This window comes from Bacillus sp. FSL K6-2869 (assembly GCF_040869405.1).
GTDB classification, from domain to species: domain Bacteria; phylum Bacillota; class Bacilli; order Bacillales; family Bacillaceae; genus Bacillus; species Bacillus altitudinis.
The window spans coordinates 961,266-972,664 of record NZ_CP152035.1 but is presented as its reverse complement, the minus strand read 5'-3'; the positions used below and the strand labels follow the sequence as shown (position 1 = coordinate 972,664).

At 39.7% G+C, this 11,399-nt stretch carries 13 protein-coding genes and 1 pseudogene; 7 read left to right on the top strand and 7 right to left on the bottom strand.

The window, feature by feature from the left end; translation table 11 throughout:
• The first annotated feature begins 150 nt into the window (after window positions 1-150).
• On the top strand, window positions 151-657 hold the full coding sequence (locus MHI58_RS04860; RefSeq protein WP_017360333.1) for a universal stress protein: 507 nt from the start codon (window positions 151-153) through the stop codon (window positions 655-657).
• 47 nt (window positions 658-704) lie between these two features.
• Here MHI58_RS04860 and dat read toward each other — a convergent pair whose 3' ends face one another.
• Window positions 705-1,559, bottom strand: a complete 855-nt coding sequence (dat, locus tag MHI58_RS04855; protein ID WP_024719973.1) for a D-amino-acid transaminase — start codon at window positions 1,557-1,559, stop codon at window positions 705-707.
• A gap of 295 nt (window positions 1,560-1,854) precedes the next feature.
• Between dat and MHI58_RS04850 the strand changes: the two genes are divergently transcribed.
• A complete protein-coding gene (locus MHI58_RS04850; RefSeq protein ID WP_024719972.1) occupies window positions 1,855-2,709 on the top strand; it encodes a polysaccharide deacetylase family protein in 855 nt (284 codons plus the stop codon).
• Between the two features lie 38 nt (window positions 2,710-2,747).
• Here the strand turns inward: MHI58_RS04850 and MHI58_RS04845 are convergent, their stop codons facing one another.
• From MHI58_RS04845 to MHI58_RS04835, 3 genes are all read right to left on the bottom strand, one after another.
• A complete protein-coding gene (locus MHI58_RS04845) occupies window positions 2,748-3,494 on the bottom strand; it encodes an NAD-dependent protein deacylase (RefSeq protein WP_045034846.1) in 747 nt (248 codons plus the stop codon).
• A gap of 14 nt (window positions 3,495-3,508) precedes the next feature.
• Window positions 3,509-4,597: a mechanosensitive ion channel family protein gene (locus MHI58_RS04840; RefSeq protein WP_024719970.1), complete on the bottom strand. Its 1,089-nt coding sequence runs from the start codon at window positions 4,595-4,597 to the stop codon at window positions 3,509-3,511.
• Window positions 4,598-4,761: 164 nt separating this feature from the next.
• On the bottom strand, window positions 4,762-4,863 hold the full coding sequence (locus MHI58_RS04835) for a YhdX family protein (protein ID WP_017360338.1): 102 nt from the start codon (window positions 4,861-4,863) through the stop codon (window positions 4,762-4,764).
• A gap of 306 nt (window positions 4,864-5,169) precedes the next feature.
• Here MHI58_RS04835 and MHI58_RS04830 point away from each other — a divergent pair.
• The 3 genes and pseudogenes from MHI58_RS04830 to MHI58_RS04820 all read left to right on the top strand — a co-directional run bounded on the left by MHI58_RS04830 (window position 5,170) and on the right by MHI58_RS04820 (window position 6,653).
• Window positions 5,170-5,950 (top strand): annotated as a pseudogene (locus tag MHI58_RS04830) (glycerophosphodiester phosphodiesterase).
• Window positions 5,886-6,287 (top strand): fluoride efflux transporter CrcB, encoded by a 402-nt coding sequence (gene crcB / locus MHI58_RS04825; RefSeq protein ID WP_045034844.1) that lies wholly within the window; start codon window positions 5,886-5,888, stop codon window positions 6,285-6,287. The pseudogene MHI58_RS04830 and the gene crcB overlap by 65 nt, the downstream one beginning before the upstream one ends.
• A complete protein-coding gene (locus tag MHI58_RS04820; protein WP_045034843.1) occupies window positions 6,288-6,653 on the top strand; it encodes a CrcB family protein in 366 nt (121 codons plus the stop codon). It begins immediately after the preceding gene.
• Here MHI58_RS04820 and MHI58_RS04815 read toward each other — a convergent pair.
• Window positions 6,650-7,042: a hypothetical protein gene (locus MHI58_RS04815; RefSeq protein WP_024719967.1), complete on the bottom strand. Its 393-nt coding sequence runs from the start codon at window positions 7,040-7,042 to the stop codon at window positions 6,650-6,652. The two genes, MHI58_RS04820 and MHI58_RS04815, sit on opposite strands and share 4 nt — an antisense overlap.
• Window positions 7,043-7,131: 89 nt before the next feature.
• Window positions 7,132-8,514 carry a hemolysin family protein gene (locus MHI58_RS04810; protein ID WP_045034842.1) on the bottom strand — a complete coding sequence of 461 codons (1,383 nt, stop codon included), beginning with the start codon at window positions 8,512-8,514 and terminating at the stop codon, window positions 7,132-7,134.
• A gap of 335 nt (window positions 8,515-8,849) precedes the next feature.
• On the opposite strand from MHI58_RS04810, the gene MHI58_RS04805 reads away from it, so the two are divergent.
• Together MHI58_RS04805 and MHI58_RS04800 are read left to right on the top strand one after the other, a co-directional pair.
• Window positions 8,850-9,290, top strand: coding sequence for a MerR family transcriptional regulator (locus tag MHI58_RS04805; protein WP_008348973.1), 441 nt, complete (start codon window positions 8,850-8,852; stop codon window positions 9,288-9,290).
• Window positions 9,291-9,348: 58 nt separating this feature from the next.
• Complete coding sequence (locus MHI58_RS04800) at window positions 9,349-10,680, top strand: hemolysin family protein (protein WP_007497105.1); 1,332 nt, start codon at window positions 9,349-9,351, stop codon at window positions 10,678-10,680.
• Window positions 10,681-10,720: 40 nt separating this feature from the next.
• Here MHI58_RS04800 and MHI58_RS04795 read toward each other — a convergent pair whose 3' ends face one another.
• Entirely contained in the window at window positions 10,721-11,323 is a 603-nt protein-coding gene (locus MHI58_RS04795; RefSeq protein WP_045034841.1) for a 1-acyl-sn-glycerol-3-phosphate acyltransferase, read from the bottom strand.
• Window positions 11,324-11,399 lie beyond the last annotated feature (76 nt).

Sequence of the window (11,399 nt, the reverse complement as noted above, 5' to 3'; positions counted from 1 at the left end):
TTATCTTATAGTGGCTGTCACCATTTTGTCAATAAATTTTTTTCAATAAATGAAATTTTCTAACAAAAACACAATCGTTTTCATGTGTATCTTTTTCTCATAACGGGTATACCATGAACGTATAGACTCCTTTTGAAAGGAATGAGGACATTGTTTCAAGCTGATCGGATGGTCGTTGCGTTTGATGGACATGAAGACAGTAAGAAAGCATTAAAGAAGGCAATCGCTTTAGCCAAAACGTTGAATGCCAAGCTGACCGTTGCCTACGCTCATGATGGGAAATCCAGCAGACAGGTGTTTGATGCACCTCGCCCAATGACTGGCGGCGCTTATATCGGAGGCGGCATGGCAGACCTTCAAACACCCCCTGTGTACGTACCTCATGATGAACAGCAAAGTCCCTTGATTTTTGAAGATCATACAGAAGAGGTCGTTGCAGAAGCAAGAATGCTGTTAAATGAAGAGCAGTTTGAAGCTGCGATTGAAATTGTTGAAGGGGAGCCTGCAGAAGCGATTATCGAATACGCTGAAAAGATTTCAGCAGACCTCATCGTCATGGGAGCACGTGACCAAAGCAGATTGAAAAAAATGCTCTTTGGCAGTGTGAGTGAAAAGTTATCGTCCAAATCAGATATACCTGTACTGATCGTGAAATAAATGTCATCACAAAAGGCTGTAAACATTGGTTTACAGCCTTTTTCCTTTTACGAAGAAATAGATGCTTCGCTTTCATGCTTAATTTTTTTCTGGAACCCTTCCTGTACACGCTTCGTGATCTCTCCTGGAACACCTTCCCCAACTGGCTGACCATCTATCTCTACAATTGGAATCACTTCAGCTGTCGTTGAACTGATGAAAATTTCCTGTGCATGCAAAAGTTCGTCTTTACTCATGCGGGTTTCTTCCACACGACATCCTTCTTCCTGACAAACCTCTAGCAGCTTTCTACGTGTAATGCCGTTTAAAATCAGGTTATTTGCTGGGTGTGTACGAATGACACCGTCAATGACGGCATATACATTCGAGGACGTCCCCTCTGTCACAAAGCCGTCTCTTATTAAAATCGCTTCAAACGCACCAGCTTCAGACGCTTTCTGCTTTTCCATGACGTTATATAAAAGGTTTAAGCTTTTAATATCACACCTTAACCAGCGAAGATCTTCAGACAATAGAGCTTTCACACCAGCTGTCTGCTCTTGAATAGGCTTTTTCACTTGAAATGTATATGCCGTAATTTGAGGGGTAAGTACACCATATTGATGTTTACGAGGTGCGACGCCTCGCGTGACTTGAATATACACGCCGCCATCAATCACTTGATTATCTGCGACTAGCTTCTTCAAATTCTCTTCCATATCGGATACTGTACCTTGCAGATGAATGCCAATTTCCTTTGCACTCTTGAATAGACGCTCAGTATGCTCTTTTAATGTAAACAAAGTCCCATTATATACGCGGATGACCTCATAGACTCCGTCGCCAAATTGATAGCCTCTGTCTTCAATATCAACATGTGCATCTTTTTTTTCAATAAAATCCCCATTGTACAATACTTTCATATGGAATCTCCCCTTCGCTTTGCTTAATGGTTGAATCTGATGCTATCTTAGCGGATAAATGTAAACGTTTCAATGATTATTCAGAATTATTTCATATCCATTTGACTGGATAACCTTCTATTGTAACAAATATAGATTCATAACCAAAAAGATTCCAATTTTTTAGCATCTTCTATATTCATAGGCTCTTTTTTCCTGTATACTTACTCCATATGAGCACGACAAAAAACAGCGAAAAAAGACAGAATCCACTACATGATTCGACACAAACTACTGATTTATTGGAGCGATTGTAATGCAACGGGTTACGAAAAAACAGACACCTTCAAACACGATGCTGCTCTCAAAGGCGATTGGTCTAGTCATCCTGACATTGATCCTTTTTTTCATTTGGGATATGTCTAAAACCAATATGCAGGCAGCAGATCAACCGAATGAAGTGTCTGCGAGCAGTCCATTTCGAGACACAAGTACAAGTCTGAAAGCAAAAGATGATTCGCCAAAAACATTAGATGCACATTTTAAGATCAATCCAAACAAACATGTAACGGATCAAACGATCTTTTTGACCTTTGATGATGGCCCTTCTGCTACATCAAATCAGCTGTTAGATGTGCTAAAGTCACAGCAAGTGAAGGCCACATTTTTTATGCTCGGGCCGCAAATCAAAGAACACCCAGCAGCTGTGAAAAGACTTCATCAAGAAGGTCATCAATTAGGACTTCATGGCATCACGCATGATGTGAAACGCTTTTATCAAAAAAGTGATTCTCCTGTAAATGAGATGAAAGAAGATCAACGTATATTGGCTTCTGTTACTGGTGAATATACACATCTTGTGAGAACACCTTATGGCAGTTCACCAAACTTAACAGACCAGCAAAAAACACGTTTAAAACAAAAAGGCTTTGTATACTGGGACTGGACCATTGACAGTCTTGACTGGAAATATAAAAGCTCAAAATATGTACCAGAAGTATTAAATCAGCTGCAAGTGCTTGAAACCAAGTACCCGAAAGAGCCAAAAATCATCTTAATGCATGATCAGCCAGCTACCGCAAAATACTTAAACAGTCTGATCACACAATTAAAGGCGAAGGGCTACACGTTTGAAGTCCTTGATGAAACAATGAAGCCACTACAACAATAAAGCAAACCCGCACCTATTGGATGCGGGTTTTTTATAATTTATAAAGCATTCACAAGCTCGCCAATTCGTTCGTGAAAGACAAGATCAAACAGCGGATCGAATTCCGTTTCACTTAAATTCATCATGACCTTAAAGATGGAAGGATGATGAGCAGCATCTTCTGGAATATATCGGGCTGGTGCCACTTCTAAGGAAGTTCCCATGACGAGTAGCATGTCCGTTTGCTGGAGTGATTTCTCCACTTGATCAAAGTGCTTCACCATGTCTCCAAAAAGGACAACATCTGTTTTGAGCACTCGCCCACACGCGCGGCCGTCTGATGAAATCCGCTCACAAACCGGTACCTCTTCTTGTAATAAATAAGGCAGTTCGTATGTTGACCCGCATGATGGACATGTAGCTGTTTGAATGGAACCATGCAGTTCATACACATGCTGGCTTCCCGCTTTTTTATGCAGACCATCGATATTTTGCGTGAAAATATCCACGCGTTTTCCTTGCTTTTCTAAATTGGCTAAAAAAGCATGTCCAGCGTTTGGCTCGTACTCTCCACTCATCTTCATTTGAAACAATTCTTTGAATTTCGGCCAAAATTGATGAGGATGTGATAAAAAGTAGGACCGGCTCATTGCCTCCATGCGAGAAGTATCTTCTGTCCATAGTCCACCCGTTGATCTAAAATCGGGAATTCCCGATTCTGTGCTCATCCCAGCACCTGAAAGGACTGTAATATGTGAGGCCTTTGATAATCTCTCTCTTAGCGCTGCCACTTTTGTTTGATCCAACCACCATTCCTCCTTTATTCACCGAGCTGTTTCTCACCTTTTTGTTTCATATAAATGGTCTGTCCAGGGAAAGCAAATTCTACCCCTTCTTCATGGAAAATATCAATAATGCGATAGTTAATATCCTGCTTAATATCCAGGTTTTCAGACCAAGCCGTTGTGTTTGTATAAAAGTTAAAGAATAAGTTTAAATAGCTGTCTGCCAGCACATCGAAATTCACCATAATCGTTTCCTTATGAACCCCATCATGCTCATAAAGCATTTGCTTCAGACGTTTGATGCACTTATCAATGTTTTCTTTCGGTGTATTGTAAGATACGCGAACGGAGAACGTAATTTGACGTTTATTCATTCTCGTCCAATTTGTGATCGGCTCCTTTGAAAGGGTCGAATTTGGCACGGTCACCACCGCTTCAGCAGGTGTTCTAAATTTTGTGCTTCGGAAGGTAATGTCCTCTACAGTCCCAAGTACACTTGGAGTCTCTACAAAATCGCCCATTGTAAAAGGCTTCTCTGTAATAATCACAATTCCTCCAAAAAAGTTCGCCACTGTATCCTGCGCAGCGAGTGCAAAAGCAAGACCACCTAGGCCAAGCCCTGCCACAAGTCCGTTCACATCATAATTAAATTCTTGTGCAATGACGCTAATACTCAGTGCAATAATCATAAACCGAAGAACCTTTGATAAAAATGGGGCTAAAATATCATCCATCTCTAATTCAAATTTTGAATTCACTTTTTGAAATAAGAAGGAAGAAGCTGCGGTTAGATTACAAAGCCCCCACGTCAGCATCAAAATAATAGAAGATCTATACAATTTGACAATGACATCCATATGGTGCTCAAAGTATGGGGCTTGTCTTAACGCAAAATATAAACCTAGTGCCACAAAAAACAGTCTCGCAGGTTTTTCAAACGCCACGACAATTTGGTTAATGACTTCGGTTTTAGACCGATTTGTCAGCTTAAAGAGCAGGTGAAACAAGTATTTCGTAAATACTTTTCGAAGTAATAAAAAAAGCAATAAAATACAAAGGCTAATGCCTATTTGGATCGCAATATCAACTGTAAAATATGTATCCATCCATTTTTGTGTAAACATCTCTGTCTCTCTCCTTTAAAACAATCCTCTCTAGTTTATAATATAACCTTCGTTTATGTCCTCTCTTAAATGTCTGACCTCTATATAAAAAGCCTCGGGACCTATCCCGAGGCATGATGTTCAATTATGAAATTTTGGCTTGAGACATATCGACGGGCAGCAAACTACTTTTTCTTCTGAGCCTGATCAAGGAGAGTCGCTTTAAACATTTCAGCATCCGTTTCGGCCTTAATACGTTCTTCCACTCTAATTCTCCCTTTACCCAATCATCTCGCCTCCTTTTCATCATTATAAAACATCAGAATTTTCAGTCAACATGACGAAAGCACTAATATTTTGACGAACGCTGACGATTTGGACAAAATTGATCGAAGAAAAATTGATGTAATTCAGGTTTACTCAATCAAAGCTTGCTCTATTCCTGTAAATTTTTCAAAATGATACATCAAGCTTTTTCGGTACATGAGGTTCCATGATAATACGGCGCTCTTCTTCTCCATATAGTAAAGAAGGAAAACCACCAAAGCATTTGATATGATAAGACCAGAACTTATGTCAGGGAGCTGGAGCAAGTGTATATTATCGCACATAGAGGGTCATCAAGCGCAGCCCCAGAAAATACAATCGCTGCGTTTGATGTAGCTGTCGAGCAAGGAGCAGATTATATTGAATTAGACGTACAAATGACAATGGATCAGCACGTCGTCGTCATCCATGATGATACCGTTGAGCGAACGACGAACGGAAACGGCTTAGTCAAAAGCTATACACTTGATCAGTTGAAAAAACTGGACGCAGGAAGCTGGTTTGACCAACAGTATACGAATGAACGAATTCCAACATTACAAGAAATTCTTGAAAGATACAGTCAGCGGATTGGGATATTGATCGAGATCAAACACCCAAAACGGCAGATAGGAATCGAAAAGGCCGTTGCCCGCATCATCAATCGGTTTGCCTATTCTCGTCATATCATCATTCAATCTTTTGATGTTCATGCACTACAAAGAATTAAAGCATTCGCCCCTTCTCTTCGCACAGCTTTGATTATAAAGCCTGATGCATTTAAACTAACGAAACGAAAGTTAACGACATACAGCTCGTTTGCAAATTGTCTTAATATGAAGAAAACGATGATCAATAGATGGTGGATAGACCGCATCCACACATTCGGGATGGATGTGTTTATATGGACTGTAAAAGATCAAAAAACAGCGGATCGAATCAAAAAATATCCAATTGATGGTGTGGTAACGGATAACCCGCTATTTTTTCAAAAGGAGAAATGATGCACATGAAAACTTATTTCGCCGTTTTTATCGGTGGATTGATTGGTACACTTTGCAGATATGAACTAAGCCAAACTGTCATCAGCCAGACCTTCCCTTATGCAACGATGATTGAAAACATTTCCGGCAGCCTGCTTCTTGGTTTTGCGACAGGATACTTTCTATTTCAGAAAGGAAAAAAATATCTTGCAGCTTTGATTGGAACAGGGTTTTGCGGCGGGTTTACGACCATGTCCACCTTTTCTAAAGAGACAGTTCTTCTGTTACAGGCAGGGCAGTTCAATTTAAGTATGATGTACATCCTGCTCTCAGTCATTGCTGGAGTAGCCGCTGCTTTAGCTGGCCTGATCCTTGCTGAACGGCTCTTTCATCAAAATAAGCAGCAGAAAGGAAGCAGATAAATGATTGTTTTTTGTACAGCTGTAGCTGGAGGGATCGGTAGTGCATGTCGTTTCTTCATCAGCCAAACAATCCAGAAAACTCCATCCCATGCCCTTTTCCCGTACAGTATTATTTTCATTAATTTATTAGGTGCAGCCGGTTTAGGTTTTCTCACAGGCGCTGTAACGTCCAATCATCCACTTCTAGTGATCATAGGAACTGGTTTTTTTGGCGGCTTTACCACATTCTCTACGTTTAGTGTAGAATCTGCGACGATGCTGATGCAGCGTCAAATAGGAAATCTTGCTGCCTATTTACTTGTGACAATTATCGGCTCTTTATGCCTTTTTGCGGCGTTTTATCAAATAGGACAACTTCTGTTTTAAATATCTGTGATGGCAGCTAGGCTGATGAGCAGTTGATCCATCAGCTGGCGCTTCATTAAAAATAGTGTCTTCTCACTATAGCCGATTTCGATTGCACATTTTGCCATGCGCCAATCTCGAAAATACTTATAATCAATGAGCTGCTGCTCTATTTCATCCAATTCTTTTAAAGCCGTTTCAATACAAGCAACAATCAGTTCATACTGACTTTTCTGCTCTTCTAATTTTTGACGTGCCATATGATGATGTTGGAGAGAACTTCGCTTTTCAAGCTGTCTTTCAATATTTAAAATGGCTGCTTGATAGTTCTTGAAATTTTTTAAATGAAACTCAATACGTTTCATTGAGGTTTTTTTCTCCGCGATACTTGCTGTTTCATACCAGAGCATGTCCATCCCCCTTTTACGAACGTTTGTTCTTATTATATACGAACATATATTCTTAAAAAAGAGGCTAAATACCTAAAAAAACCTTGAGCTTATTTTTCGCTCAAGGTCATTTCATTTACTAACAGCGGCTCTTTTATATCAAGCCCTGTGCGTGTATTTTCTTTTTCTGATGATGTGACGCCTTTTTTCAGGTCGATCTTTTTCACATAGCGTCCATCCATCTCCAAGACCTTCATCCGAATATCATCAAGATAAATGGATTGTCCTTCTCGGATATCAATGTTCTCATTTAAGATTAGCCCGCCTATCGTATCAATTTCTTCATCATGATATGACATTTCGATCAAATCTTGAACTTCCTCTAATCTCACTTTTCCATCTAATATATAATGATGCTCCGCTCTCTTTTGAATGACAGGCTGCTCATCTTCATCGAATTCATCTCGAATGTCTCCAACAATTTCTTCTAAAATATCCTCCGTTGTGACAAGTCCAGATGTCCCGCCATATTCATCCGTTAAAATCGCCATATGCATTCGATCGCGCTGCATCTTGACGAGAAGCTCTTGAATTGGAATCGTGTCAATCACTTCAATCACTGGATAAATATAATCTTGAAGCTTCAGTTGATCTTTTTCTCCTTGATACACAATATCTGCAAAGAGCTGCTTTTTGTTGAGCATGCCAATGACATGGTCTTTATCCCCTGAAAACACGGGGAAGCGTGTGTACTTTTCCTTTGTCATGATCGCCAGTATTTCGTCTAACGCCATATCTTCTGGAATCGCACAAATTTCTCTTCGCGGTATCATAATTTCTCTTGCGATTCGATTATCAAAATCGAATATCTTGTTCATATAATTATACTCTGATGAGTTGATTTCCCCATTTTTTAAGCTTTCAGATAATAAAATCTTTAATTCCTCTTCGGAATGGGAATGTTCTTTTTCAGACCCCATATCGATACCCATCATTTTCGTTAGCACACGGGCTGACCCGTTCAACACATAAATGAAAGGATACATAAGGATATAAAATGCATGCAGCGGTCCTGACAGCCAAAGCGTCATTTTTTCTGCCTTTTGTATGGCAAGTGTTTTTGGTGCAAGCTCGCCAACAACTACATGCAAAAAGGTAATAATAGAGAACGCAAGTGTTGCTGAGATCAGGCTGATTGCTGAATCAGGAATGTTTGTCAAACCAAAACCTCGAACTAAAAGTTCTTTTACTGCCGGTTTACCGATCCACCCTAAACCAAGGGATGTCACTGTAATACCGAGCTGGCAGGCTGACAAATATTCATCTAGCCTTGATGTCACCTTTTTCGCCATGATAGCCTTTTTGGACCCTTCGGCAACAAGCTGATTAATTCTTGAACTTCTCACCTTTACAATGGCAAATTCAGATGCAACAAAGAAAGCTGTTAAAGCAATCAAAACTCCGACTATACTCAGATTAACAATATCGTCCATTTAACCTTGCTCTTTCTTAGAAGAACAAGGAGTCACCTCCTGATTGATGATGTTGTCTTTTGCAAAACGGTTAACTGATTAAATAAGACTACTTTGAGGGCCCCACTTAACCACCTCCGGTTCACGTAAAATCCGTCTCTCTACATATATATGAAACGGTATTCATTTTATCTTACCATAAATAATCTGAAAATTCCTGTATCGCTACAGTATTTTAGAGATGACAACCTAAATTGATGGAAATGCCCTTTGTTTCTTCATATTGGCAGGAAATCTGAACAATTATCTTGTATTTCAGACTCGAATTATATTAAACTATTTTCATAAACTATAACGTGACGGTTAGGAGGAGATGTTCAGATGGGGCTGAGAAAAAGTATCGTATTGGTGAACTAGCACAGATTGCACAGGTGACGAAACGAACTGTAGATTATTATACGAATCTAGGGTTGCTTGCGCCTGTTAGATCTTGCTCTAATTATCGTTATTACGATGAACATGCTTTAAAACGATTACAATTAATCGTTCTTTGCAAACAGCAGAGATTGGCTCTTTCTGACATCAAATCCAGATTAGATGAACAATTCCCTTCTCAAAAGGAAGATCCTGATGAACTTGTCCATTTAACCTCTGATATCGATCGGATGAATGAGCATATGGACCGCATTTTGGCACGTTGTAAGCAGCTTCAGCCAGAACAACGTGAAAAACTAAAAGAGCAGCTTACTCCTGAAAAAATGACGGCTGTCCAATCATTTTTACTGCTGTTAAGTTAAAATTTTTACTAAACAGGAGGTGTTACCTTCGTTCTCAAAGTCAGAACGAAGGCCTTAATTGGACATAGTTAATTTACTTATAGTTGCTTTGCTTATAGCTTTAACCGCATTTTTCGTTGCATCAGAGTTTGCGATCATTCGCTTAAGAAGCTCAAGAATTGATCAGTTAATCGCAGAAGGTAATAAAACAGCAGTTGCTGTCAAGCATGTCACGACTCACCTTGATGAGTATCTGTCGGCCTGTCAGCTCGGTATCACCATTACCGCCCTTGGTATTGGTTGGTTAGGGGAAGAAACAATTGCGCATATGCTTGCTCCACTATTTGTAGAGCTGTCGATTCCTCAATCAGCCAGTCATATTGTCACTTTTATTATTGCGTTTAGTATTATGACGTTTTTACACGTCGTGGTTGGAGAGCTTGCACCAAAAACACTCGCCATTCAAAAGGCTGAGCAAGTGTCCCTTCTATTTGCTAGACCGCTTATGATTTTTTACAAAGTGATGTTCCCTTTTATCTGGGTATTAAATGGATCTGCTCGTTTGTTAACAAAAGCGTTCGGTCTTCAGCAAGTTTCTGAGCATGACATGGCGCACTCTGAAGAAGAATTGCGGATTATTTTATCAGAGAGCTATAAAAGCGGCGAGATTAACCAGTCTGAATTCAAATATGTGAATAAAATTTTTGAATTTGATGACCGTCTGGCGAAAGAAATTATGATTCCTCGTACCGAAGTTGTCAGCTTCCCGCACGATATTACGATTGAGGAAATGCTGAAAGTGACCAAAGTCGAGAAATATACACGTTATCCAATTGAAGATGGCGATAAAGACAACATCATCGGTGTTGTGAATATTAAAGAAGTACTCACTGCATGTATTAGTGGTGAATGTTCCACAAGTGATACGATCGAACATTTTGTAAACCCGATTATTCATGTAATTGAAACAGTTCCTGTTCATGATCTACTGCTTAAAATGCAGCGTGAGCGTGTACACATGGCCATTTTATCAGATGAATATGGCGGTACAGCAGGACTTGTAACAGTTGAAGACATCCTTGAAGAAATCGTCGGTGAAATTCGTGATGAATTCGATATTGATGAAATCAACGAAGTGCGTAAACTGGGAGAAGACCACTATATCTTTGATGGAAAGGTCCTTGTGGATCAAGTCAACCTGCTACTAGGTATTCAACTTGATAACGAAGAAGTCGACACAATCGGCGGCTGGTTCCTTACACAAAAATATGAAGTCGAGAAAAATGACGCGATTCGTGAACAAGGCTATGAATTTATCATTAATGAAGTCGATGGACACCATGTGGCATACATCGAAGTCAAAAAACTAAACGAACAACTATTAGAAGCAGCTGAAGAAGGCGCTTCTTAAGAAAAAAAACGACCCTTGCCTTAGCAAGTGGTCGTTTTCTTTATCCCTTTTCGATTAACTTAGCTTCAAGTTCTTTGATTCTTGTGTTTAATACTTCTGTCATCGCACCTAATCTTTCTTTTGGCGGCAGATGATCAAATTCAGACTGCTCAATCGGTTCACCAATGATTAAGCGCATTTTCCCCTTCTTAAAAAGGCTTTTTGCATTAGAAGGTCCTTTGTACGCTGCTGGTACGATTGGTGATTTGCCGAGCTGCGCAATCGTAACGGCCCCTCTTTTTAAAGGAACATCTTCCGTTGTACGTGTTCCGCTTGGAAAAATCCCAACGATTTTCCCCTCTTTTAATAATTTAATGGGCGTTTTAATACTGCTTGGCCCAGGATTCTCTCGATCAACTGGAAAAGCATGAATCTTCTTTAAAAATCCGCCGATCCATTTATTTGCAAACAATTCTTTTTTCGCCATGTAGTGGATCTCAAACGGAAGAATTCCTGCGCCTAATGCAAGAACATCCACAAAACCCTCATGCGTACAAGCAATGACAAACCCCCGATCTGTTGGCAGATTCTCTTTTTGATATACTTTGATTCCGCCTCGGAGAGCAAAAAATGCTTTGACGGTATAGCCTGAAAATTTATACATAGTGCACTTCCTTTGTTTGAAGAATGAAGGATTTGTTTCTATTATAACAAATTTTTTATTACCTGGTACTAAAAAT

Coding starts and splice junctions, on each gene's coding strand:
- MHI58_RS04795 (WP_045034841.1), bottom strand. CDS start 11,323: ATGTATAAATTTTCAGGCTATACCGTCAAAGCATTTTTTGCTCTCCGA.
- MHI58_RS04840 (WP_024719970.1), bottom strand. CDS start 4,597: ATGTTTACACAAAAATGGATGGATACATATTTTACAGTTGATATTGCG.
- dat (WP_024719973.1), bottom strand. CDS start 1,559: ATGAAAGTATTGTACAATGGGGATTTTATTGAAAAAAAAGATGCACAT.
- MHI58_RS04810 (WP_045034842.1), bottom strand. CDS start 8,514: ATGGACGATATTGTTAATCTGAGTATAGTCGGAGTTTTGATTGCTTTA.
- crcB (WP_045034844.1), top strand. CDS start 5,886: ATGCACATGAAAACTTATTTCGCCGTTTTTATCGGTGGATTGATTGGT.
- MHI58_RS04815 (WP_024719967.1), bottom strand. CDS start 7,042: ATGCTCTGGTATGAAACAGCAAGTATCGCGGAGAAAAAAACCTCAATG.
- MHI58_RS04820 (WP_045034843.1), top strand. CDS start 6,288: ATGATTGTTTTTTGTACAGCTGTAGCTGGAGGGATCGGTAGTGCATGT.
- MHI58_RS04850 (WP_024719972.1), top strand. CDS start 1,855: ATGCAACGGGTTACGAAAAAACAGACACCTTCAAACACGATGCTGCTC.